24 protein-coding genes and 1 pseudogene are annotated in these 23,730 nt (G+C 55.9%); 10 read left to right on the forward strand and 15 right to left on the reverse strand.

What is annotated here, in order from left to right; translation table 11 throughout:
* The 3 genes from ACR0EK_RS10315 to ACR0EK_RS10325 are packed head-to-tail and all read left to right on the forward strand — an operon-like array spanning nucleotide 1 to nucleotide 4,086.
* Complete coding sequence (locus ACR0EK_RS10315; RefSeq protein WP_480871228.1) at nucleotides 1-915, forward strand: sugar phosphate isomerase/epimerase family protein; 915 nt, start codon at nucleotides 1-3, stop codon at nucleotides 913-915.
* Complete coding sequence (locus tag ACR0EK_RS10320; protein WP_480483569.1) at nucleotides 896-2,305, forward strand: aldehyde dehydrogenase family protein; 1,410 nt, start codon at nucleotides 896-898, stop codon at nucleotides 2,303-2,305. The genes ACR0EK_RS10315 and ACR0EK_RS10320 overlap by 20 nt, the downstream gene beginning before the upstream one ends.
* Nucleotides 2,305-4,086 carry a thiamine pyrophosphate-binding protein gene (locus ACR0EK_RS10325; protein ID WP_480911356.1) on the forward strand — a complete coding sequence of 594 codons (1,782 nt, stop codon included), beginning with the start codon at nucleotides 2,305-2,307 and terminating at the stop codon, nucleotides 4,084-4,086. Before ACR0EK_RS10320 ends, ACR0EK_RS10325 begins: the two co-directional genes overlap by 1 nt.
* 415 nt (nucleotides 4,087-4,501) lie before the next feature.
* On the opposite strand, the gene ACR0EK_RS10330 is transcribed toward ACR0EK_RS10325, so the two are convergent.
* Both ACR0EK_RS10330 and ACR0EK_RS10335 read right to left on the reverse strand, forming a co-directional pair.
* A complete protein-coding gene (locus ACR0EK_RS10330) occupies nucleotides 4,502-5,881 on the reverse strand; it encodes an NCS1 family transporter (protein WP_480967793.1) in 1,380 nt (459 codons plus the stop codon).
* 19 nt (nucleotides 5,882-5,900) lie between these two features.
* On the reverse strand, nucleotides 5,901-6,599 hold the full coding sequence (locus ACR0EK_RS10335; RefSeq protein ID WP_480967794.1) for an aspartate/glutamate racemase family protein: 699 nt from the start codon (nucleotides 6,597-6,599) through the stop codon (nucleotides 5,901-5,903).
* A 183-nt stretch (nucleotides 6,600-6,782) separates the two neighbouring features.
* Between ACR0EK_RS10335 and ACR0EK_RS10340 the strand changes: the two are divergent.
* Nucleotides 6,783-7,178, forward strand: a pseudogene (locus ACR0EK_RS10340) (IS6 family transposase); the annotation flags it as partial.
* Nucleotides 7,179-7,213: 35 nt separating this feature from the next.
* On the opposite strand, the gene ACR0EK_RS10345 reads toward ACR0EK_RS10340, so the two are convergent.
* The 3 genes from ACR0EK_RS10345 to ACR0EK_RS10355 all read right to left on the reverse strand — a co-directional run bounded on the left by ACR0EK_RS10345 (nucleotide 7,214) and on the right by ACR0EK_RS10355 (nucleotide 11,569).
* Nucleotides 7,214-9,241, reverse strand: a complete 2,028-nt coding sequence (locus tag ACR0EK_RS10345; protein WP_480483565.1) for an oxidoreductase — start codon at nucleotides 9,239-9,241, stop codon at nucleotides 7,214-7,216.
* A 266-nt stretch (nucleotides 9,242-9,507) separates the two neighbouring features.
* Nucleotides 9,508-10,455, reverse strand: a complete 948-nt coding sequence (locus ACR0EK_RS10350) for a DMT family transporter (RefSeq protein ID WP_480967803.1) — start codon at nucleotides 10,453-10,455, stop codon at nucleotides 9,508-9,510.
* A 163-nt stretch (nucleotides 10,456-10,618) separates the two neighbouring features.
* Nucleotides 10,619-11,569 carry a LysR family transcriptional regulator gene (locus ACR0EK_RS10355; protein WP_480967795.1) on the reverse strand — a complete coding sequence of 317 codons (951 nt, stop codon included), beginning with the start codon at nucleotides 11,567-11,569 and terminating at the stop codon, nucleotides 10,619-10,621.
* A gap of 90 nt (nucleotides 11,570-11,659) precedes the next feature.
* Here ACR0EK_RS10355 and ACR0EK_RS10360 point away from each other — a divergent pair, with 90 nt between their 5' ends.
* Together ACR0EK_RS10360 and ACR0EK_RS10365 are read left to right on the forward strand one after the other, a co-directional pair.
* The gene (locus ACR0EK_RS10360; RefSeq protein WP_480899758.1) at nucleotides 11,660-12,496 is read left to right on the forward strand and encodes a TauD/TfdA dioxygenase family protein; all 837 of its coding nucleotides are present in this window, start codon (nucleotides 11,660-11,662) and stop codon (nucleotides 12,494-12,496) included.
* 19 nt (nucleotides 12,497-12,515) lie between these two features.
* On the forward strand, nucleotides 12,516-14,147 hold the full coding sequence (locus ACR0EK_RS10365) for an arylsulfatase (protein ID WP_480899756.1): 1,632 nt from the start codon (nucleotides 12,516-12,518) through the stop codon (nucleotides 14,145-14,147).
* Nucleotides 14,148-14,156: 9 nt separating this feature from the next.
* Here ACR0EK_RS10365 and ACR0EK_RS10370 read toward each other — a convergent pair whose 3' ends face one another.
* Nucleotides 14,157-14,318, reverse strand: coding sequence for a hypothetical protein (locus ACR0EK_RS10370; RefSeq protein WP_480539185.1), 162 nt, complete (start codon nucleotides 14,316-14,318; stop codon nucleotides 14,157-14,159).
* Between the two features lie 78 nt (nucleotides 14,319-14,396).
* Between ACR0EK_RS10370 and ACR0EK_RS10375 the strand changes: the two genes are divergently transcribed.
* The 3 genes from ACR0EK_RS10375 (at nucleotide 14,397) to ACR0EK_RS10385 (ending at nucleotide 16,141) form a co-directional block, all read left to right on the forward strand.
* Complete coding sequence (locus ACR0EK_RS10375; RefSeq protein WP_480539187.1) at nucleotides 14,397-14,729, forward strand: YegP family protein; 333 nt, start codon at nucleotides 14,397-14,399, stop codon at nucleotides 14,727-14,729.
* A 504-nt stretch (nucleotides 14,730-15,233) separates the two neighbouring features.
* On the forward strand, nucleotides 15,234-15,875 hold the full coding sequence (locus ACR0EK_RS10380; RefSeq protein WP_480487969.1) for a Crp/Fnr family transcriptional regulator: 642 nt from the start codon (nucleotides 15,234-15,236) through the stop codon (nucleotides 15,873-15,875).
* Between the two features lie 65 nt (nucleotides 15,876-15,940).
* Nucleotides 15,941-16,141, forward strand: coding sequence for a YgaP family membrane protein (locus ACR0EK_RS10385; protein WP_480483558.1), 201 nt, complete (start codon nucleotides 15,941-15,943; stop codon nucleotides 16,139-16,141).
* A 68-nt stretch (nucleotides 16,142-16,209) separates the two neighbouring features.
* On the opposite strand, the gene ACR0EK_RS10390 is transcribed toward ACR0EK_RS10385, so the two are convergent.
* From ACR0EK_RS10390 to ACR0EK_RS10410, 5 genes are all read right to left on the reverse strand, one after another.
* Nucleotides 16,210-17,697, reverse strand: a complete 1,488-nt coding sequence (locus ACR0EK_RS10390) for a TIGR01777 family oxidoreductase (protein ID WP_480899752.1) — start codon at nucleotides 17,695-17,697, stop codon at nucleotides 16,210-16,212.
* On the reverse strand, nucleotides 17,694-18,347 hold the full coding sequence (locus ACR0EK_RS10395; RefSeq protein ID WP_480967796.1) for a DUF4166 domain-containing protein: 654 nt from the start codon (nucleotides 18,345-18,347) through the stop codon (nucleotides 17,694-17,696). The genes ACR0EK_RS10390 and ACR0EK_RS10395 overlap by 4 nt, the downstream gene beginning before the upstream one ends.
* A 64-nt stretch (nucleotides 18,348-18,411) precedes the next feature.
* On the reverse strand, nucleotides 18,412-18,975 hold the full coding sequence (locus tag ACR0EK_RS10400) for a GbsR/MarR family transcriptional regulator (protein ID WP_480899749.1): 564 nt from the start codon (nucleotides 18,973-18,975) through the stop codon (nucleotides 18,412-18,414).
* Between the two features lie 235 nt (nucleotides 18,976-19,210).
* Entirely contained in the window at nucleotides 19,211-19,954 is a 744-nt protein-coding gene (locus tag ACR0EK_RS10405; protein ID WP_480911371.1) for an FHA domain-containing protein, read from the reverse strand.
* Nucleotides 19,951-20,502, reverse strand: coding sequence for a hypothetical protein (locus ACR0EK_RS10410; protein ID WP_480899746.1), 552 nt, complete (start codon nucleotides 20,500-20,502; stop codon nucleotides 19,951-19,953). The genes ACR0EK_RS10405 and ACR0EK_RS10410 overlap by 4 nt, the downstream gene beginning before the upstream one ends.
* Here ACR0EK_RS10410 and ACR0EK_RS10415 point away from each other — a divergent pair.
* Nucleotides 20,502-20,924, forward strand: coding sequence for a hypothetical protein (locus ACR0EK_RS10415; protein WP_480967797.1), 423 nt, complete (start codon nucleotides 20,502-20,504; stop codon nucleotides 20,922-20,924). The two genes, ACR0EK_RS10410 and ACR0EK_RS10415, sit on opposite strands and share 1 nt — an antisense overlap.
* Before the next feature lie 54 nt (nucleotides 20,925-20,978).
* Here the strand turns inward: ACR0EK_RS10415 and ACR0EK_RS10420 are convergent, their stop codons facing one another.
* From ACR0EK_RS10420 to ACR0EK_RS10435, 4 genes are all read right to left on the reverse strand, one after another.
* Nucleotides 20,979-21,725: an anti-sigma factor family protein gene (locus tag ACR0EK_RS10420; RefSeq protein ID WP_480899742.1), complete on the reverse strand. Its 747-nt coding sequence runs from the start codon at nucleotides 21,723-21,725 to the stop codon at nucleotides 20,979-20,981.
* Nucleotides 21,722-22,267 (reverse strand): RNA polymerase sigma factor, encoded by a 546-nt coding sequence (locus ACR0EK_RS10425; RefSeq protein WP_480899740.1) that lies wholly within the window; start codon nucleotides 22,265-22,267, stop codon nucleotides 21,722-21,724. Before ACR0EK_RS10425 ends, ACR0EK_RS10420 begins: the two co-directional genes overlap by 4 nt.
* A gap of 6 nt (nucleotides 22,268-22,273) precedes the next feature.
* Nucleotides 22,274-22,666 (reverse strand): COG4315 family predicted lipoprotein, encoded by a 393-nt coding sequence (locus ACR0EK_RS10430; RefSeq protein ID WP_480832995.1) that lies wholly within the window; start codon nucleotides 22,664-22,666, stop codon nucleotides 22,274-22,276.
* 407 nt (nucleotides 22,667-23,073) lie between these two features.
* Nucleotides 23,074-23,712: a TetR family transcriptional regulator C-terminal domain-containing protein gene (locus ACR0EK_RS10435; protein ID WP_480773836.1), complete on the reverse strand. Its 639-nt coding sequence runs from the start codon at nucleotides 23,710-23,712 to the stop codon at nucleotides 23,074-23,076.
* Nucleotides 23,713-23,730: the final 18 nt, after the last annotated feature.

The raw sequence follows: 23,730 nt of genomic DNA on the forward strand, positions 1-23,730 counted from the left end.
ATGGTGAAACCCGAAGAGGCTGGCGCAAGCCCCTCTCTCTACTCCTTGGCGCATCTGACGCTGATTGGCTGTACGCCGCCCGAGTTGGTCTATATCGCCGCACGGGCCGGTTACGATGCCGTCAGCCCCCGATTCATTCCGATGCATGTGCCCGGCGAATTCACTCAATCCCCAATCGACAAGGCACAGGTGCAGGCCACCAAAACGGCTCTCTCTACCACCGGATTGAAGGTCCTTGATGTCGAGCTTGCACGCATCACCGAAGATGTCGATCCACGCAGTTTTGAGCCTTCTCTTGAGATTGGCGGGGAGTTGGGCGCCAAACGCATGATTATGAGCGCGTGGACAAACACCCGCGATGATCGTGACTTTCTGATCGACGTCTATTCCGAAACCTGCGAACTGGCAGCGCCCTACGGATTAACGGTGGACTTGGAGTTCCCGAGCTTCTCCCGCTTGCGCACGCTGGATGAAGCACTGGACATTGTCCGCGCCTCTGATCAGCCCAACGGCGGTATTCTGGTCGATACGCTCTACCTGCACCTCAGCCGCGTAGATCTTGGTGAGCTGTTGCACGTTCCCTCGGACCTGTTTCACTTCCTGCATATCTCTGATTGCCTGCCCGGCATCGCCGATACGCGTGAGGGCATGATCCAACTGGCCCGCGATGCGCGGCTATATCCCGGTGAGGGATGGATCGATTTCACCGGCATCATCGAACGGATGCCACCCGTCGACTATTCCATCGAACTGCCCAACCAAAGCCGCGTGGCCGAGTTGGGATATGAAGAACACGCGCGTCGCTGTCTCAGCCACGCCAAGCGAACATTCGGCGAGGCGCGGTCACAGCGTCGTATGCCCAATGCTGCAATTCCAAAACACCAAGAGGATCATCATGGGCAAAGAGCTCACTGAAAACGACCGCAACATGGCGGCCGATATGCTGGCACGCGCCCGCGCTGCCATGGCCGAGATCGAGGATTGGGATCAGGGCAGGTTGGACCGCCTGTCTCAGGCCATTGCGTGGTATGCGGGGAACGAGAAAACCTTCACGCGTCTAGCCCAGCAAGGCGTGGACGAAAGCGGTATCGGAGATCGCGAAGGGCGTCCTGCCAAGCGATTTAAGATTCACATGGTGTTGCGTGACGTCTTGCGGACACCATCGACCGGGATCGTCGAAGTAGACGAAGAAAAGGGTCTGGTAAAATATGCCAAGCCTGCCGGTGTGATCGCATCTCTGATTCCGATGACCAATCCAGCGATGACACCACCGGTGACCGGTGTTTCCGCCGCCAACGCCCGGAATGCTGTTATCTTCAGTCCGCATCCGCGAACCGCTCATACCACCTTCGAGATGGTCGAGGTCATGCGAGCGGCCTGCCGTGCCGCTGATGCCCCCGAGGATCTGTTTCAATCCATTCGCAAACCGTCGATCCCATTGACGCAACATTTGATGGAGATCTGTGATCTGACGCTGGCAACGGGCGGCAAGCCCATGGTCAAAGCGGCGTACAGTTCAGGGCGCCCGGCCTTTGGCGTCGGCGCGGGCAATTCATCCATCGTCATCGATGAGACTGCCGACCTGGACATCGCCGCTCAGAACACACGAATTTCCAAGACGTCTGACTTTGGTTCGGGTTGTTCGGCCGACGGTAACATCATCATCCAGCGCTCGGTTTACGACGATATGGTCAAGGCGCTTGAGGCCGAAGGTGGATACCTGTGTTCGACCAAAGAGAAGGCCATGCTCGAAGCTGCCATGTGGGATGAGAAAGGAAACCGTACCTTCCCGACTATCGCCTGTCCGCCTCAGCAAACGGCCAAGGTCGCCGGTTTCTCGATCCCCGAAGATCGCAAGTTCCTGATGGTTGAAAATCAGGGGCAAATCGGGCCGCAGCACAAGTTCTCGAAGGAAAAACTGACCACGCTGATGGCGCTATATCACTTTGACACTTTCGATGACGCGCTGGAAACGGTCAGCCAGATTTACAACACCGGAGGCAAGGGCCATTCCTGCGGCATCTACAGCCACAATGACGATCACATCGACCGGTTGGCGCGCCTGGCTCCGGTCAGCCGCATGATGGTGCGACAGCCTCAGTCCAAGGCCAATGCGGGTGCCTGGACCAATGGCATGCCTATGACCAGCAGCCTAGGTTGCGGCATCTGGGGCGGCAACATTACCAATGAAAATGTCACCATGAAACACATGATGAACTACACCTGGGTCAGCCGTCCCATCCCCGAGGATCGCCCCTCGGAGCCGGACCTGTTCGGTGAGTTCTACGGACAGGAGGTCGCGTGATGGACGGAGCGAAACTGGAAGGCAAAACCGTTGCCGAACACATCGTCGACTTTCTCGAACGTCGCGAGGTCAAGCATGTATTTGGCCTGTGCGGGCACACGAACATTGCGGTTCTGGCCGCGTTGGCGGAAAGCCCCATCGATTTCGTCACCGTACGGCACGAACAAATCGCCAGCCACGCAGCGGACGCATATGCCCGCGTGACGGGCAAGGCCTCGGTGGTGCTGTCCCATCTCTCCCCGGGGCTGACCAATTGTGCAACCGGGGTCGCCAACGCCGCACTGGACTGTATCCCGATGGTCGTGATCGCGGGCGACATTCCAACGCACTACTACGGTAAACATCCACATCAGGAAGTGAACCTCCATGCAGACGCCGCCCAGTGGGAGATCTATCGTCCCTTTGTCAAACGCGCCTGGCGGGTCGATCGGGCAGACCTGATGGCCGAAATTCTGGAAAAGGCGTTTCATCTGGCCGAAAGCGGCCAGCCCGGGCCAGTGCTGGTCAACGTGCCGATGGACATCTTCTCCGAGGTGATCCCCTCGGACAGTTTCGACCGTATCCGCGACAACACGCGCGCGCTCAAAAAACCGTCGATTGACGATGAAACAGCGCGAGAGATTGTCGAAGCGTTGGCGCAGGCTCAAAGTCCGGTCGCTTATGTCGGTGGTGGTATTCTACTGGCACAGGCCAGCGAGGAATTACGCGCCTTTGTGGAGCACATGGGCCTACCAGTCGCGCATTCTTTGATGGGTAAAGGCGCACTGCGCGACGACCATCCGCTTGTGCTGGGAATGACCGGGTTTTGGGGCACCGAGCTGGTCAACCAGTCTTGCCTGAATGCGGATTACATCTTTGCTGTCGGAACCCGGTTCAAAGAGGCCGATTGCTCCAGCTGGTATCCTGGTTACACGTTCAACATTCCTGGCTCAAAGGTCATCCATATCGACATTGAACCGCAAGAGATTGGACGGAACTATCCCACCGAGATCGGAGTCGTTGCTGACGCCAAGGCCGCTTTGCGCGTCGTCAACCGAGTTGCCCGCGAGATGTATCCTGAGGGCTTCAAACGCCCCGCGCTGGAACAGAAGATCACCGACTTCCGAACGAACTTCAAAGCGCGCAACGTGGACATGGCGACCTCGTCGTCCTTTCCGATGATGCCCGAACGTATTTTGGCAGATACCCGCAAGGCACTGCCCGAGGATGCCATTATCACTACGGACGTGGGATGGAACAAGAACGGCGTCGGACAACAATTTGATATCCTGGCACCCGGTTCAATCCTGACCCCGGGTGGATTCGCGACGATGGGCTTTGGCCCTCCGGGAGCGATCGGCGCAAAACTGGCAGCCCCTGACCGTGTGGTGATAAGTCTTGTTGGCGATGGGGGGTTCGGTCAGAACCCGTCGATGCTGGCAACCGCGGTCGAGCTTGATCTGGGCATCATCTGGCTGGTTATGAACAACAACGCCTTCGGCACTATCGCGGGCCTTCAAAAGGCGCATTACGGTCTGACATACGGGACCACGTTCCCTGGATCAGCCGCAGCTCCTGCAAACGGACCGGGTTATGCGGATATTGCAAGAGCTTATGGTGCAGAAGGGCACAGGCTCTGTGCTGCTGATGAATTGTTGCCCGCATTGGAAGCGGCAATCGCCAGCGGCAAACCAACCGTTCTTGATGTCCCAATGATCAACAACCCAACACCAACGACCGGACATTGGAACATCTTGGACATATACTCACCGGACAAAGAGGTATCTCACGTCGCGACTTGACGAAACTGGGCGCGTTCAGACGCGCCCAGTTTCTTGTGTCAATGTTCATCCGTGTTCGAGCAAATATCAACAGCTCCGTCGCGGCGCGGTCATCGTTGTTGTGTGTCTGAACTTTTTTGTTGGTTAGTTATTCTCAACGAAGCACGTGAGATAATGTCAAATTGCAATAACGCTGAAATATGTGCGTTCTTAGCGTCCAAGTTTTCTCTCTCGCAGCGAATGGCAGATTCGACGGGATGCGCCGCAGCATCACCAACAGGCGGCCACCGGCAGCTTAGGGCCGGGCGCGTCGTTTAGGCCAAGGCGCTTATTAGCTACCCGGGACGTGTCTGTTTTTTGACGGCGGCGAGCAGTAAATGCCTAAGAAAGAAGGCCCGCAATGACGCGAGCCTTCTTTTGGCGGATGGGTCATCGACTATGCGTCGAGAAACCTTTTCGCGCTCGGCAGGTGGTGCATCAGCACGTAGTAGGTCAGACCCGCCGGGATCAGACTTGCATACCAGGAGATCCCCGAAAAGATCAGGGCCGCGACAACTCCGACACCCATGGCGATCACGGCAGCCCAGTTCACGCCGTTATAGGGGCCTTCCAGATCATAGAGCTTGTCAAGATCAAGCGTCTGTTTGCGCAGCACGAAGTAATCGACGACAAGGATCGCGAAGATGGGACCTAGGAAAGCCGAGTAGGTCTGAATGAATATGCTCAGGCCTGCCGCGGACTCATCTTTTACAAGTTCCCACGGGAAAGTGCAGAAGGCGAGCAAGCCGACGATCACTGCAGAGGTTTTGAATTTGATCTTGAAGACATCCATCAGCGCATAAGCGGGAGGGACGACGTTGTTCAGGATGTTCGTTGTGACCTGAGCAAAAGCAATGAACAGGAGCGTTACGACCAGCAGCAGTTTGTTGTCGACAGCGCTCGAAAACACCTTGATTGGATCAACTTCACCGGTAGCACCGGACACCATCAGCCCAATGAGGCCCATGAAAAGTGTCGCCGGCAGGATCGAATTGGCATAGATCGCGACCTGCCTTAGCGGCCCAACGCTCCGGCGTAATTCGCGCGAATAGTCCGATACGTTCAGCATCATCGTACTGTAGATCCCAAGGAAGAGCATGGTTGCCCCCCAGAACGGTGCACCCCAGGTGCCCTCGACATTTACCAGATTGGTCGAGATTTCTTCGCCGTATTTGTTGATGACGCTAAAGAACATGTAGATCAGCGACGCGATGATGAAGATCGATCCGATATTCTCGAGCCACTTGATCCCGTGAAACCCAAGCACCGAAAGACCGATCTGAAGGAGCTGGAAGCCGATAAAGAACGCCCACATGTTCGAATAACCGAGGAGCGTTTCCGACACGAGGTTGAGTGCGCCCGCGCCGATCCAACTCTGGAACCCGAACCAGACGATAGCGGGAACCGAACGCACCAGCGCCGGAATCCGAGTGCCCGCAAAGCCAAAGGCGGACCGGGCCTGTACCATGAACGGAATGCCATATTTGTGACCGGCCTGACCGTTGATCATTAGCGCGAGCCCGATCACCGTGCAGCCGATGGCGATAGCGACAAAGGTCTGCAGGAGGTTCAGCGTACCGACCAAGCCCGACCCGATAGTAAATGTTCCGATGGAAACACATCCGCCAAGCCACGCGAAAAGATAGGACCACGGGTCCATGATCCGCGTCTCTTGCGGTGCCAGGCTCTCTTCCCCGATCGCCTTGTGTTCGATATGGGTTACGTGATCGTCGTGCGACATAGCGACCGTGTCGGCCGTGTCTGATTTGATTGTCATTTTCTCCTCCGATGACAGGTTATTTTAGTTTTGGCCGGGCGTAGGCATTGATTTTGCTGGTCTTTAGGCCGCAACCGACCAGCGCTTCGATCATGCGGGTTGCCACGCTCACGCCATCGATCACAGGAATGCCGGTCTCTTCGCTGAGCCACGCGGTCAAATCGGCCATCCCCGCACATCCCAGAACAATTGCTTCGCAACGATCTTCCTCAATCGCGCGCAGGATTTCCTCGCGGATCTTTTCGCGTGCGTTCGAGCCGGGCTCTTCCAAGGCCAAAACAGGGATCTCTGCTGACCGAACCCGCCGGCATTGATGCGACAGGCCATAGCCATGGATCATGTGTTCGATGATGGGCACTGACCGCGGCAAAGTGGTGACGACCGAGAACGAGGTGGCAAGCATGCTCGCCGCCTTCACCGCAGCTTCGCAGATTCCGATGACAGGGCCCGTCGCGATCTCGCGGCAAGCGCCGATACCGGGATCATCGAAACAAGCAACGACAATGCCATCGAACTGCTGGTCTTCTGCGGCTTGCACGCAGGACAGAAGGCCGGGAACTGACATCGCTTCGTCGAAATGCCCTTCGATACTCGCCGGTGCGCCTTGCGCGGTAGCGCCTCTGATCACGACACCGGCACTCGCGGCCGCCTGGGCGGACGTGATGATCTTGCGTGTCATCGATTCAGTAGAGTTGGGGTTTACAACTAGAATTTCCATGTGATCTCCCTTGACGATATAAATTGTTAACAAACAGTGTTAACGATTTCAAACAAAATGTTAACTTAAATTGTCAAGGCGTTACCGATGCCTAGATGGCGTCTGTTCCGACTGGGGGCAGAATGACAGGGGTGTTGTCAGGTTAACCCTAGATCGGTTGCTCGTGTCTGGATTTGGACATAGATCGCATTGGTGAATCCATCGTCCAACAGCTACAAGCGTCACCGATTTCCGCCTCAGATCATTGCCCACTCTGTGTGGCTGTATTTCCGCTTCAATTTGAGCCTTCGCGAAGTTGAAGAGATGCTGCTTGCGCGCGGGATCGGCGTTTCTTACGAGACTGTCCGGCGTTGCGTGATCAAGTTCGGACGGATGATGGCTCGAAACTTGCGACTAAGTCAGGACCGTCCTGGTGATGTCTGGCATCTCGATGAAGTTGTCGTGAAAATCGCTGGTCGCAGGTATTGGCTTTGGCGCGCGGTCGATCAGCATGGCATCGTGCTGGACGAAATACTCCAACCGAAGCGGGACAAACGGGCCGCAAAACGGTTGTTGCGCCGCCTGATAAAGCGTCTTGGCTTCCTCCATTGGTCAGCAAAGAAGTGAAATTTCTTTCAGACAGTTACACATATCCGCAATGCATCGAGAATTGCGGCGTGTATATTTCGGCTTGTAACTGCGTCGCCAATTCGGGCCAAATGGAAACGGCCGCTTAGATTGGTGTCAACGAATGGAAATGTCCCACCAATAAGCGCCTTGTGTTCAACCTGCCCGTGGTTCCGCGAGCTTGGTTTGAGATCGTGAAAAAGTCCGTCCATTGGGGACAGGCCATGTTCTACGACTACGTGATCAACAAGACGTTCAGTGACATCCCCCGTCAACACATGACGCAGGCTGGCGCGAACTCCATCATCTTCGCGCACCAGGGAGGTAAGCTCTTGCAGGCAGGTGAAGGTAACTCCATTGGCGGCCAGATCGCGTAAGGCGACGGCAGAGGTCGTTGGGCCAAGGTCATGCAGAAGTGCCCGGTCCGGGGTTACAAGATTTACACTGCAACCATTGCCCGCCAGCGCGTCGGCAGTTACAGCCGCAGGGTGGTCGCCGACTTCATCGAACAACAGCACCTCGCCCGAGACACGTGCCTCGCCCGACAACACGTCCCAACTGGAAATTGCCAGGTCGCCGCCGGGGATAACTGTGGTTTCGGGCCAGCCGCCTGTTGCAACGATCACCAAATCGGGGGCTTCGGATATCACGTCATCAGCTTCGGCATAGGTGTTCAAGCGGATATCGATCCCAAGCAAAGTCACTTCGGAAATCAACCAGTCAGCTACGCCCCAGACCTGTCTGCGCGTTTTCCCTTTAGAGGCCAGAACCAACTGCCCGCCCAGCCGATCCGATGCCTCGAACAGCACGACTTCGTGACCGCGCAGGGCGCAGACCCGTGCGGCCTCCAGTCCGCCGGGCCCGCCGCCGACGACAACAACTTTCTTTCGGGTGTCGCTGTAGGCGATGATATGAGGCAAGGTCTGCTCACGCCCCGTGGCGGCATTGTGTCCGCAAACGGCAGGTTTGCCCTGATTGACCCGGTCCACGCAGTAGCCCAAGCCGACACAGGGGCGGATGCGTTCTTCTTCCCCCCGCGCGAGTTTTTCTACCAGATAGGGATCTGCCATCTGTGCGCGGGTCATGCCCACCAGATCGACATGGCCGCCGGAGACCGCGTGGCGGGCCGTGGCAATATCCGCAATCCCTCCTGCGTGCAGGATAGGCAAATCGACGGCATCACGGATGCGCCCGGCCACGGTGATATGCGGTGCCGCCGGCAGGCCCATGGGGCGCACCCATTCAGCCAAACCCAGATCATCATAGGGCGCGCCGGCGAGGATGTTGAGCAGGTCGACATCGCTGGATTTTTCCAGCATCCTGGCTGCGGCAATGCATTCTTCAGCGCTCAGCCCACCTTCTTTCAGTTCATCGCCGGTGATGCGCATCGACAGGATGAAATTAGCGCCGACTTCGGCGCGCACGGCGTCGAGCACCTGCAAGGTCAGGCGCATGCGGTTCTCCAGCGTTCCACCATAGTCATCGTCGCGCTTGTTTGTCAGCGGGGACAGGAATTGCCCCAGAAGGTGTGAGTGGGACAGGAGCTCGATCCCGTCGAATCCTCCTTGCTGACAGCGACGCGCAGCGGCTGCGAAATCGTCAATCACGCGGTTGATGTCTTCTTGTTCCATGGCCTTGGGAAAGGCACGATGTGCACGTTCGCGGATACTGGACGGAGCTATGACAGGCAGCCAATGGCCATCATCCCATGCAGTGCGGCGCCCCATATGAGTGATCTGACACATGATCGCGGCACCATGTTCGTGAACGCCATCCGTTAGTTTCCGAAACCATGGAATGACGCTGTCATCACCGGCATAAAGCTGGCCGAACACCGATGGGCTATCAGGGGCGATATTGGTCGACCCACCGACCATGGTCAGGGCAACCCCGCCCTTTGCCTTTTCCTCGTGATACAACCTGTAGCGGTCCCGGGGATGGCCATCTTCAACAAAATTCGGCGCATGGGACGTGCTGACGATGCGGTTGCGCAAAGTCAGGTGTTTCAATTGAAACGAATCGAGTAGGTGCGCCACTTTCGTGCCCCTTCGGCCAAATCTGCTGTTTGAAAACTGTCCAGGGTCGGCTCCGCTGGTCAGTTTCAACACCTGATGAGTTTGGTTGTCGAAAGCACTTTACTTGGGAAGCTATGCGTAAGAATTCACTGCTTCCGACATTGCTGTATGAAAAGGCGACCCGACCAGGAAACCCAATGGTGGAACACCCTTTGAGCACAGAAGGGAACCTGACAGGGGCCGCTCGATCCATCAAGGTCTGCACAAGGTTGCAATCACGTGCAATCTTAGATTGGAGGTGCTGCGCGCGCTGTGATCAACTGTCTGGCAGTAACTCTTTCGCGATGTATCATGTACAGACCTGCACCGATGATGATGGCAATGCCAAGCAGGCTAAACTTGTTCGGAAAGTCATTGAAGACAAGGTAGCCAAACAAGGTTGCTACCGGCAGCTCAAAATACTGCAAAGGAGCCAATGTGGCAGACGGGGCAAACGAAAGCGCATAAGTCATCATCATGTGGCTTACCGTCGCAAAAAAACCGGTCCCAAGAAGCCACAACAGCGCAATGTCTTTCGGCCAAACGGGATCGAAAAGTTCGGAGCCAGAACCTTGCGCAACCAATAAGATTGGAATGCAAAACAGACTGGCAACCAGGCCAGTGTGAAATTGCAGAGCCACCGGGTGCATCCGTCGCGACAAGCCCCGCGTCACAAGAATGTAGAAAGCGAAAGCAACAGCCGTACCGAGAGGAATAATTGCCACTGCGCCGAAAGCCGCGAAACTGGGTTGGATGACGAACAATACCCCGACAAACCCCACAAGAGCTGCCCCGACGCGACGAGGACCGACATCTTCACCAAGGTAAAACTTGCCGACCAGCAAGACAATGAACGGTGCCACAAACACGATGGCAAGGGCATCAGCAAGCGGCATCACTCGGATAGCCGTAATGAAACAAAAAGTCGCGAACAGCAAAAGTATTGAGCGGAATACAAGTACCATCAATTCACCGCTCGCGACACGCAATGACAGTCCCATTTTCCAGACAAACGGTCCCATCAACACAACTTGCAATACAAAGCGAGCGGCCGTTATCTGCCCAACCGGCACACTGGCCGATGCGAGCTTGGCAGCTACATCGAGCAAGGGAGCAGTCAGGCAAAATCCAAGCATCAGTGCAACGCCCGCAAGGGTGCGATCCGTGGATTGAGGTGTGGAATCAGCTGAGGTCATCTCATCATGAAGAACTGTCGCCAAATGCGTGTCTGTTCTCAATGCGACGCCAGGCAAAAGTCCCGATATTCCCGAGCTCGGGCAGAGTAGGAGTTTGCTCATGCAGCGAACCGCAGGTTCCATGACCCGCACGGCAGCATCAACTGCCTTGTTTCAGGATTCGCTAACGAGATGTACTGGCTTTTTCATTCAACGGTTTACCTGCAAGGCTAGGCACAGAGATCGGCGACCTGCAAATCTCTAGAAACCGGTCAATCAACGCTGTCTGCACTGTTTGGCGAGAGCGGGCAATCACCACCCTGTAGTGTCCGATGCTTTCCTCGAGCGGTCGCGCAACGATGGGGTCGCCTTCAATCGTGCGATCCTGCTTGGGCGGGAAGCCTGCCAGGGTGAAGCCGAACCCCTTGCCGACGTAGGCCTGAACAAGCTCGCGTGATTGGGATTGGAATGGCACTTCGGGGTGAACGCCTGCGGCCTGCAGCAGTTGAAGATAGCTAGGGCCGGGCCCGGCTGGTGATACAGCGATATAGGGCAGTCCGATCAGGTCGGACAGGCTGATCCGGGCTTTTGCTGCCAAAGGGTGTTCGCCTGACAGCAGAACCAGGGGCGGCAGCTCCAGCAGCACTTCTGCCTCATGCCGCTTGAGATCGAACCCCTGGTCAAAGACCACCAGCGCATCCACTTCGCCACTGTCCAGTGCGTCCACCAAGGTCGGATAATCCGCTTCCTTCACCTCGACACGAACGACTGGGTAGCTTTCGCGGAAGGCAAGCACCGCAGGCAGGACGATCCGCTGTGCCAGTGCGTGATGAGTGCCGATGTGGATCCTGCCAGTGCGTCCTGACGCCAGGTTCTCGGCCTGCCTGTCCAGCGCCGCGGCCTGCGCCAGCAGCGCCTCAGCCTGGGCAAAAAATTCCTTTCCCGCAGGCGTCAGCCGCATGCCTTGCGCCGGAAAGCGGTCGAACAGGGTCACGCCGGTGGTCGCCTCCAGTTTGTCCACCGCTGAGGCAATCGCGGCGGGAGAAACATTCAATTGCCGGGCAGCCTGGGCAATACCGCCCCGCCGGGCGGTTTCTGACAGGTAGGCGAGTTGGCGAAGGGTGAAATTAATCATCTAAAAAACTGACTTTTGAGGTGTATTAAATCAGTTTTATCGACCTTTTGGCAAGCCCTATGCTGCTTTTGGGACAAACAGGAGACTCACATGGAGATTCTTCCACTGACGGGGGGGCTCGGTGCCGAAATTCTGGGTGCGGATGTCCGCAGCGATGCAGATTTTGGCGCCATTCAGCTTGCTTTTGCCAAATACTCGGTGATTGTGCTGAGGGGGCAGGATGTGGGCCCGGAAGATCACCTGGCCTTTGCCCGCCGTTTCGGGCCGGTCAACGTGAACCGGTTCTTCAAGCCGGTCAAAGGGCACCCCGAGATCGCCATGGTGCTGAAAGAGAAGGACCAGAAAGAAGCCGTTGGAGAAGGTTGGCATACCGATCATTCTTATGATCAGGAACCGGCGATGGGCTCGATTTTGCATGCGATCGAAATGCCGCCTTACGGCGGCGATACGCTGTTTGTCTCTATGGGGGCCGCCTACGAGGCGCTCTCGGCCCCGATGCGCCGGTTTCTCGGCGAGCTGACGGCCGTGCATTCCTCGCGGCATGTATTCGGCGCTGCCGTAATGGATAGCGAGGCAGTAAAGTCAGGACGTCTGGGCAATGCAGAGGCCGCAACCCAGGACGCCCGGCATCCGGTTGTTATCACGCATCCCCTGAGCCGACGGCGTGGCCTTTTTGTGAACCCGGTCTTCACCACCCGTATCGAGGGTTTGGCCCCGGCTGAGTCCGAGGCGCTTCTGGCCATGCTCTATGCCCATTGCCAGCAACCCGAATTTCAATGCCGTGTGCGCTGGCAGGCCGGTGACATCACCATGTGGGACAACCGCGCCACCTGGCATAAGGCGATCAATGATTATCACGGCTTCCGCCGCCTGATGCATCGTGTCACCGTCGAGGGCGTGCCCCTCGCGCCCGCTGCTGCGGCCTGACCTTAGCGAAAGTATCGCAATGACCCACCTCAACTCACAGGCAGCAACCAGCCGGCCCAATGTCATCCTGATCCTTGCGGACGACATGGGATTTGCCGATCTCGGCTGCACCGGTTCTGAAATCCAGACCCCCAACATCGACGCCCTTGCGCGGGGCGGTGTTATGCTGTCGGCGATGTACAATTGCGCCCGCTGCTGCCCCACCCGTGCTTCGCTTCTGACCGGGCTTTATCCGCATAATGCAGGCGTTGGCCACATGGGCGCCAATCTGGGCAGCCCTGCCTATCAGGGCTTCCTGCGCAATGACAGTGCCACGATTGCCGAGCATCTGCGCGCTAGCGGTTATGCCGCGCTGATGTCGGGGAAGTGGCATGTGGCGGGTGATTTTGAAGCCCGTAAGGTGGACAGTTGGCGGGTTGGCGACGTCGAACACCCAACCCCGCGCCAACGCGGCTTTGACCGGTTTTACGGGATCATGGATGGGGCCACACATTTCTTTTCGCCGCATTACATGCTGGAGGATGACAGTCGGGTCGAAACCTTCCCCGATGACTTCTACTTCACCGACGCCATCACCCAAAAGGCTATTGGTATGATCGAAGGCGCTGTGGCGGAAGAAAAACCCTTCTTCCTTTACCTAGCCCACACAGCGCCGCACTGGCCGTTGCACGCCCACCCCGAGGACATCGCAAAATACGATGGGGTCTATTCAAAAGGCTGGGACCATATTCGCACCGCGCGCCATGAAACCATGAACGGTCAGGGTGTGTTCCAGCGCGGCTGGGACATCTCGCCCCGCGACAGCACTGTACATGGTTGGGAGCAGGAACAGAACCGGGACTGGGAGGCCAGCAAGATGGCCACCTACGCGGCGATGGTGGACCGAATGGATCAGTCGATCGGCACGCTGGTTGCGGCCCTGAAACGGCTCGGTCAGTTCGACAACACGCTGATCCTGTTCCTGTCAGACAACGGCGGCTGCGCCGAGTTCATGGCCGAGGACGGCTGGGCCAAGTTCTATCCCGACCGCACCCATGACGGCAGGCAGATCACCATGGGCAATGTGACCGATCTGCGCCCCGGCGATGCCCAAACCTTCCAGAGCTATGACAAACCTTGGGCCAATGTCTCCAATGCGCCGTTCCGGCTTTACAAGCATTATGTCCACGAGGGCGGTATCTCCACGCCACTGGTGGCCCATTGGCCAAATGGGTTCGAACCGCGCGGCACAGCTCATGCAGCTTGCCATGTGGTCGATATTCTGCCGACCATCCTGGAAGCCACCGGAGGCGCCTATCAGACAGAGGTGGGCGGTCATGATATCCAACCGTTGCAAGGGGAATCTCTGCTAGGTCTAATGAAGGGCAAGGACTGGCAGCGCGAGCAGCCGATCTTCTGGGAGCACGAGGGCAATGCCGCCATCCGGTTGGGCCAGTTCAAGCTGGTTCGACTGCATGACCGCCCCTGGGAGCTTTACGATATCGTGGCCGACCGTACCGAGTTGACCGACCTAGCGGGCCGCAACGCCGCCCTTGAGAAAGACATGATCCATCAATACCAGGCTTGGGCGGAAACCGTCGGCGTGATGGACTGGAACGTAGCGTTGCCGAAACTGCTGGCGGCATGGGGGATGGAGAACGCGGATGGCTGAAGCTGATCGCTAGGTGGCTGCTGAGGTCCCTTGGTAAAGGACGGGTTTGCTCGCATCCTGCCAGTTCTGGCGAGGTGTAACGAATGGAACCGAAGCCAGCATCAGATCATCCATTTCGATCTTACCTGTGACTTTGGGGGTATCTTGCTCTGGGTAGATTGCTCGCCTCATCTTTTTTCTTGAGACGAATGTTTAATTATAGGAATGTATTTGAAAAAATCGAAAGTAGAACAGAGGAGTAGGCGTCAAATGGCCGGGAAGTTCGAGATATATAAAGACAAGGCTGGTGAATTTCGATTTCGTCTGAAAGCAGGGAATGGTGAAATCATTCTGGCCAGTGAAGGATATGTTCAAAAGGCGAGTGCCACGAACGGGATCGAGTCAGTCAAGAAGAACGCGCCGGATGACAGCCGGTACGAGCGCAAGGAAACCAAGTCCGGCGGTCATATGTTCAACTTGAAGGCCAGCAACGGTCAGGTGATCGGCACCAGCGAGAGCTATACCAGCACTTCAGGGCGGGATAATGGGATCGATTCCGTCAAACGGAACGCACCTGACGCACGTGTCGACGATCTGACGTGACCTGACACGGTAACTTCTTACCACTTCCATTTGTGTAAACTGCAAAGGCGAGATGCATGGACGCATCTCGCACAAAGGCTTGAACAACCAAGCCGAAAGCACACATCAATCAACCCGTAGGCGCGAACGCATCGTGAAGCGTTTCGTTTCGATTCTGTTTCAAATCCGTGCCTACCGAATAAAACGGCGTTTTAGCGACAGAGGATCCAGACCCATGCTGGCAATCAAATCCTTTGCTTCAACCGCATTTGCCCTGACGACCATTAAGCTGAAAAACATGATCCGCTAAAGGCAGATCTCCCCTGGACTCCGTCCATTTCAGCATTTCGCCCAACTGGCAGGCCAATCGAGTCGCCATCTCCACTGATGCTGCCGCTATTAAGACCGTAGTAGAATTGTCAACTTTGGTTCCGCGCGGGTGGGTTTGTCACAGGCAAATTGGGTTTGCTCGCGAGGTCCCCAAGGCTAAAAATCCGGGAGTGAGTGTGAGACGGAGGTAGAGCAGTGACCCAACAGAACTGGAGCCAGGCCATTCTCGACCGGCTCAAGTCCGCAGGAAGTAATCTGACTATACCAGACGGATCCCAACTGTTTGCTCCGGGCGCTTACGGTGAGATGTTTTTGATCGTCCGTTCGGGCATCGTCCGGGTGGAACAAACCAGTCCGTCGGGACGCACCGTTGTTCTTTATCGGGTTGGCCCGTACGACAGTTGCGTTATGACGACCTCGTGCATGTTGTCGGACATCCCCTATTCAGGGTTCGGTTATGCCGAGGGGCCGGTGACGGCGCTGGCCATCGGGCGGGACAAGTTCAACACGTTGCTGGCTACAGATGCCGAGTTTCGGGGCGCGGTCTTCATGGCGTTTTCACAACGCATTGTTGAGCTGTCCGAGGTTATCGATGATCTTCTACTTAACCGGATGGACCTGAAACTGGCGCAGTGGCTTTTGGATCAGGGCGCAACTTCGGGCGATATTCGCACCACGCACCAGCGCATTGCAGCCGAACTGGGCAGCGCGCGCGAAGTCATGTCCCGTATCCTCAAGGATTTTGAACATCGCGGGTGGGTCAGGCTTGAGCGAGGTGTGATTTATCTGCAGGACCGCCCAGCTCTGCACCACCATGCCAGAACGGGGGTTGTGTGACCTCGTCACATAATATGGCTTGGAAAACAGTGAATCTTGGGCCAGACAATCAAGGAGATTCGACCATGCAATTCACGTCTAATGTTGGTTCTGTCGACCGGATTCTGCGCCTGATCCTCGGTGGTGTGCTGATCCTTCTGGCACTGACCGGTACTATCGGCCCCTGGGGTTGGCTTGGGGCTGTGTTTGTGGTGACGGCATTCATGAAATTCTGTCCGATCTATGCGCTTCTGGGTCTGTGCACCAACAAGCAAGCCAAGCCGTAACACGACCAACCCTTGCCTCGTGCAACACCGGGATTTTCTGGATCCCGGCGTTGCGCAGCGGGCGCGGGTCAGGCGCGGCGTTTCTCAGAGCTGACGCTGTTTGAGGCGGCCCGAGCGCCCGTGATCCTGGCAAGGGCGGGGGCCAGCTCGGGGCTATTGAAACGGAACCCGCTGCGTAGCAGTTTTGCCGGAATGACACGCTGGCCACCCAGTATCGTTTCACGTCCCATATCCCCTGCGACGTTTGTGATCAGCCAAGCAGGCAGACGTATCAGGGCAGGGCGGTTCAATGCGCTTGCCAAAGCCTGTGTGAACTCTGCGTTGCGCACCGGGTTTGGAGCAGTGGCGTTGAGCGGGCCGTTGATATCCGAATCCGACATGGCGAATGCGATGACGCGGATCAGATCATCCCGTTCGATCCAGGGCATCCACTGTTGTCCATTCCCCAGCTGACAACCGGCACCAAACTCGAAAGGTGTCAGCATTCGGGCCAGCATGCCGCCTTCAACCCCCAGCACCAGACCGATACGCAGTTGCACAACCCGGACGCCCATATCCACGACTGGCGCAGCGGCGCGCTCCCATGTGTCGCACACCTCATGGATGAAGGCGGGGCAGTGCGTGTCGTCTTCGGTGAGGGTCTCGTCTTGCCGCAGCCCATACCAGCCCACGGCGGAGCCGGTGATCAGACAAGATGGTTTTTGATCCAGCCTGCGGATCAGTGCGACCAAATCTTTCGTCATCTTGACCCGAGACTGCAGGATGCGCGCGCGTTTCCGAGGCGTCCAATGCGCGTTTGCTACCGGCTCACCCGCCAGATTGACGATGGCGTCAAAACGCTCTGTGTTGTCAATTTGCTCGAGTGAGGTGATCAGGCGTACCGGATGGGTCAAAGCGTCGACCTTTTGCAGATTGCGGGTCAGGACGGTGACGTGGTGGCCGCCAGCAACCAGGGCTTCGACCAGGCGTTGTCCGATGAAACCGGTGCCACCCGTGATCAGCAGATGTTGTCGGGGCGCGAGTTGCGCGACCAGAGAGGTCGCGTTGACAGCATTCAACCGCGTGCTGCGTGCGGCCGCCACCAAATCGCGCGCGCTGAACAGCGCCACACCAATCGCGGCAAGGGTCGCCATGATGCTCCAACCGCCGTGATGGACGGGTACCATCTCTGACGGCAGGGCAGACCAGGTCCAAAGGTATGGGGCAGCCAGCGCGAGGATCGCACCATAATTCAGCGCCAGCAAAGTGTGATTGACCCGTTCTGTGGCGGGGAGACGGCGGGTCAGGTCCTCTTCAACGAAATCCCAAAGGGTAATCAGGACCTCAAGGCCCAGGATTATGGTCAGAGCAATGGTAAACGTGCCGTGGGGTTCGAACCATCCAAGGCACAGGAAGATGACGGCGTAGAACGCGTTCCTGACCCCATGCAGGCGCAGTTCGGTCTGTTGCGAAGGGCGCCAGGCCAGCCGCTCGGTGCCTTCATGGTGCACCAGCGTGTCGAATGCACCCATCGAGATCTGAAGGGCAATCAATGTCCAAAGCAGCGGGTCAGTCATGTCGGATCCTTTCTGTCGTAAAAAATGGCGTCCTGGTGGATCAACTCTCCGAACAGGCGGCTATGAAGGCTTAGGGAAAACAGAAACCGCGCGTCGCCAAGATCGGTGTGAGTGATGGTCAGAACGCCAGGGCGAATCCAGCGCGGGAGGCGCAGTTTCCTATCACCCAATTGAACGAAGTAATGATCGCTGAGAAAGCGGAGACCGGTGCGGTCTGCTTGAACGCGTAATGCGATACCGATACCGGCGCCGATGTATTCTTCGATCCCGGTCGGTCCAGAGAACCGTTTTGAGCTGTGGATAACTTGAGGAAACCCTCCGTCGCGCCCATACTGGCGGATCCAGAACTGTCCGTTAACGGAACTATCCTCGGTCACGGTGACAATCGCGGGCTGATCCACGCTGGATGTATCAAAGGGTAGGGGGCCGCCGATCAGACGGGCCAGATGCGCCAGCAATTGCCCGGCCAGCGTCAGCCGCATTGCTACAACTTTGCCCTGATAGACCACGCTGGCGCCGTTCGCTAGGCAATGACCAAACCGCGCCCGGACCTGATGGGGCAGGGCGGCCCAAGCTGCTGGGCCAACCAAGTTGCGAAACCTTTGATCGGACATGTCCATAACATGCGGAGAGAAATTGCTCAGTTTCATATCACACCATATGCTGTAGTTGCTGTTATTTCTGTATGAAGAGAAATATTTTCTCAAAATTTTTTTACGACTTGCCTTTCTTGCTCCCGATCTTGAGAAGCGTGAAGATCTTGTCGCCCATCTTCATAAGAGCCGAAAGCTTGGACTTGGGGACCGACAGCATTTGCTCGGACCATTGGTCGGCCGTAGTCAGGAACTGTTGCATATTTTGCATTCTCTCCAATACGACAGGGGACAGATCAGCCTCGTCCGAGGCTTGTTGCACGCAGATGTCCAACGCCCGCATCGCGGGGTCGATCTCGCGCTCTTTGCGGCCTTTTGCAATCAGAAGGGCCATGTTCCAGACATCGGTTTCGGCTGCGAAGTGCTCGCGACGATCACCGGGGACGGGCACGCGGTGGATCAAACGCCATCCGGCCAGCTCTTTCAGCGAGTTTGAAACATTTGACCGGGCGATGCCAAGTTCGTTTGCGATTTCTTCGGCATTCATGGGCGAAGTGCTGAGGTACAAAAGCGCATGTATCTGCGCTACGGATCGGTTCACGCCCCACTGGCTGCCCATATCACCCCAATAGAGGATGAATTGTGAACGGGCCGAGGATTCGGATAAGTCAGTTGTTTCTGTCATGACAGAAATATGAGATATCGGTAGTCAAATGTCAAACAAATTTACCATGACGTCAGGGTGATCCGCCCGAAACCTGTACCGAGGTCTTGTCGCAACCGGATCGCAATTGATGACCGTGGAATCCTGAGTGATTAACCAATTCCAAAATCAAATTTAGGGAATTAACCAGCCGAAATACCTGCCGTGCATTTGTAGCTAACAAACTATGCTAAAACCCGCGGTACGTTGGAACTGGTCACCTGACCGTGGCAATCTGGACATTTCCTACACGGAACCGACCATCCGCGGCCAACGGTACCCATTTTTCAGGACCGACACGCCGTCCACCTGTCCAGGTTCCGTTCGTTGAGCCCATATCACGAATAAAAAGATCGCCCGTTTTTTCTACGCGTAAAACACAATGCTGACCCGAAGTTCTTTCGCTGCGAGAAAGCGCAAGATCAGCCCAGTTCTTGTCACGCCCGATTTTGATCTGATGTGTGTTAGACAAGCCTTTAACATTCCGAAATTCGAAAAACTTGCCGCGATCCGGGCCGTTCAGAACAACCAGTTGCCAAAAGGCCAAGGCGCGGGGAGCCATCGGACTGTACCATGTCACATCGGCTGCCCTGTCATATCGGGATGCGACATTTGGATTTGCTCCGGTTAAGCCAAACGACATGACCTTTTTCAACGCGCGGGTAGAACGCCGCATATGAGATACCGGATTGCCGCGTTTGTCGCGCATATTCAGACGTAAGGCATATCGTCCCAGGCTGTGCCCACCAAGAAAACCTTCGCAGATCAACCAGTAGCTAAGGACCAGGATCAGATAAAGCCCTACCGGTAAGGCCAGACCGGTATTTCCCAACCGTAGTTCCTGACGCAACACAGGTTCCAAAGTGACCAATACAAAACCCAGAAACATAAAATCTAGGACAGCGGCGGCGCTCAGCAGGCGCGCGGCGTTTTTTGAATCCAGAGGTCCACCGAGCTTCATGTCCGTGCCCCCAACAAAGTAAGCACCATAAAAAGGGCCGCGCGGATCGAGAATAGGAACAGCGCGTCGCACCTGACCCGCAGTGCTCGCCTCCCACCTGCACCGGCGCTTTGAAAATGGAATCCAGCGACCCACAGGGCAAGACCCGTTCCTGCGACAGTGAATAACAGGATTTCCGGCAAGACCTGTTGGTGGGGCGCAATAGAAAGCCAGTCAGCGGCCCCCACCATAAGGCCGCCCCACAAAAGCGCGACGACATAAGCTGCAAAGCCAAGAGACTCATTTCTTTGCTGACTTAGCTTTCCGACAAGTGCACCCAATCCCCATCCCAATGCCGCAGCGACTAAAACTAATAATGTCAGGCGGACAGGTAAAGACAGTGAAGAAACCTGAGCATTGAACACAATACTGGACGTATTGTTCGTCAAATTGGAAGTAATACCGAGAAACGCAAGAAATGCGCCAACTCCGGCACCGAGGTGCCCAAGGAAGGTAAAAATATCATTTGCGAGTGAGAGTTTATCTCTGATATCAAAGGGTAATTTCATTGAAAATCTCGAAGGCGGATCTGAGTAACCTGGAAGAAGCATTGCGGATCATTGTCGACCAGGCCGAGCGGAACGTCGTAAACCCTGATCAGTTCTTTGCACAGGTTCTTGGAGTTGCCGCAGACATGAGCCGCAGACCTGATAAGGTATCACGCCAGTCAGACCCCAGCCTTGCCGAAGCTGTAGCGTTGGACAAATACCTGTCTGACTTGCCCTATAAGTCTCAGATCATGACTATCACTGAAGATGATTGGGTGCGCCTTCCGATTTCAGAGCAGCAAACCATCGTCAACGGGCTATATGACAAGATCGAACGGTACCGGCGGTACAACGAGTCGACCGATCAATGGGTTGATTACCTCGGGGCCGGGCCGCAGGCAGGAAACTTGCTGTACCCGATGTTGCTGGATGATCTGCCATAACTCTAAAGGATTGTCGCCAAATTTCTGTGCGAATGAAGCCCGTCAAGGCGGTTACTAGATCATTTGACCATGCGCCAAGCGGGCGATGTGTTCCATCGGGTCACGTTTCTGGTCCCCGACCAACGTATACTGCCAGGGTCCGTCCTGCCAGAAGACGACGAGATATCCGTCCTCTTGTCGAAACCGAAACGATTGAGTTTGAATTGTGTCGCCGTGCGTGGCCATCAAACTCAACCGATCACCCTCTGCATTCTCATACATAAATAAAGCTGAGGCATGGTCGCCTGCGGGCAGAAGGCGTCCTCCAATCAGGGTAAACCCGGTTTCCCCAAGTTGTGGCGCGATAATGGCAGAGCCCAATCGATTGGAGAGCCAGGTTTGCAAGTGATCTTTTTCCGTAGCGGCGACCTCCACAGGGTGAAGAACTTCAACGGCGAACAAAGAATGCGCCGCTTTTGCGTGTTGCGAAAACAATGCCAGATCGTCGGTTGCTCGGCTCTCCCAAGGTTGCAAATAAGACCCCAAACCAAAACCAACGGCAAAAACCGCGACCGAAGCAACCAGCCTCAAAGAGACTGGCGAGGGCGGCTTGGCCTGTTTCCGCAGACTTCGAAGATGTGCCGCAGAAGGAACAGGGACCGCCTTGTTTATCAGGTCTGATTGACGCCGTAATGCACGGATGCGCGCTGCATCGTCCGGGTGATGTTCAAGGTGACGGTCAAGGCGTTCGCTTTCTTCCGATGTCAATTCACCGTCTATGCTACGCTGAACCAGGTCTTCGATGGATGGGGTGTGCGTCATTTCACGCTCCTGATCTTCACGGCGGCTGAAGCGTCCATTTCAGATTTGATTTTAGTGCGGGCGCGCGAGATCCGCGACATCAGCGTACCCTTTGGAATGGACAAAGTTGTGGCCGCTTCGTCATAGCTTAATCCACCAATGACAACAGAAAGAAGGGCTTCTCGCTGATCTTGAGGAACAGAATCCAGCGCCTTCCAGACAGCCTTGATTTCCAACCATTCTTCGACTGTGCTTGTCGTTGCTGCCAGCGTCGAAATGTTGTCTAGATCGACAGTGTTAAATCTGGCCTCTCGACGCCACCTGTCCCGGTAGAGGTTCAACAATATTTTAGTGAGCCATGGTTTCAACGGCCGCCCCGGAAGCCAAAGCAATCGTTTGCGCAGGGCGCGTTCAACACAATCCTGCACCAGATCATCCGCCGCATCCCGATCACGGGTCAGCGACCAGGCATAACGCCAAAGATCGGGGAGGCAGTTTTCAAGCTGGTTTTCAAATGACTGAAGCATGTACGTAAGCCGGGGGAGGAAACCTTCCCCCGGCACCAAGGTTCAGGGGCGTGCGATATGCCAAACACCTTTTACACCGTCCCCTGTCATGTCCCCAGGGTTTTCGTCTTTGAACCATAGATAAAGCGGCTTTCCTTTGTAGGCGATCTGAACGCTGCCATCTTTGCGTTCGATCAGGCTGTAGCCTTTTTTCAGTTCCATGTTGGCATCACCCATCAGCGGCGGCCATTTGGTGGCACAGTCATCATAGCAATTCGAAACGCCTGTTTCGTCCTTGTCAAAGGTATAGAGAGTCATCTTGTGCGCATCCATCAGGAAGGTTTCTCCGTTGAGCTTGCCAGTTACGGCTGGCGCACCGGTGTGACCATCCGCAAATGAACCGGTTGCAGTCGCAACCAGCGCGACACCAGAAAAAGTAAGGGACTTTAGGGACATTGTATTCTCCGACTGTTTCAGGTCTGCCGGATGGCAGACAATACAACTACGAAGGCACCTGGAAAAAATTCCCCAAAGTGAAACATTTTTTCGGCGGCGTGTGGGCATTGTTTTGATGGTAAAGCCAGAGTCCACGCCTATGGGAAAGGTCACGCATATCCAGTTTGGGTACGAAGAACCTGTATCTGTTCGACAAGTGGGACAAGCGCGTTAGGGCCCGTGGGGCAGGGTGCTTCGTCACCTGTCAGTATCTGAAGTAAGGACATTTAAGTGTTGGCACGGCTATCGCGAATCTTGCAAAACGAAAGCACAGGCGAGCTGATTGCATGCGCCCGGAACAATTATCTCTCAGAAACTTCTGTCTCCGAGCTATCCAATTTGAATTGGAACGCCGCCTAGACTTAGACCTAGAATTTTCCGGGGAAAAGTCCGCATAAAAACCTTCGAACAAGGTTGACAGAGCGGCGGCGTGAAAATCCCTGCATATCGGTTAGGTAGTTCACCCACATCCCCTCCAGCAAGGCCAGCGTTCCGCTGGTTGCGTCATCTACCAGGTTCGGGTCGCCCCTGTTTTCCGAGGCTATCTCTGTGAACGCGGACCGCAAGGTTTCGACAAGTTTGTCATCCTGAGTGCTGCTGTAACGGGCGATACCTGGATGAGAGCTTGCGATACCCCGAAACGCATGCCAGATTTTAGTACTGCGGGGATTGAGCAGTGCTTCTGACAGGTCGGCCTCAATCACTGCCATAACACGGTCTTCGGGTCTTGCGCTCGCGCCCAGATCTGTCCGTCTGTCCATCTCGGCATAATACTCGGTGCTGAAATGCTGGGCGGCTGCGGTCAGTAAATTGTCCTTACCCCCGAAATGCAAATGGATCATTCCGCGTGACAGACCGGAGCGCTCGCAGATTCGGCTGACCGAGGTATCGGTAACCCCAATATCGGCAATCGTGTCCAGAGTCGCGTCGATCAGTAGCTGTTTATTGGCTTCCGGATCCCGCTTTGAACCGCGTTTTTGTTCCTTGACACTTTGCGCTTTATTCAATGTTACCAACCGTTTGTG

This window comes from Ruegeria sp. AE4 (assembly GCF_056542185.1).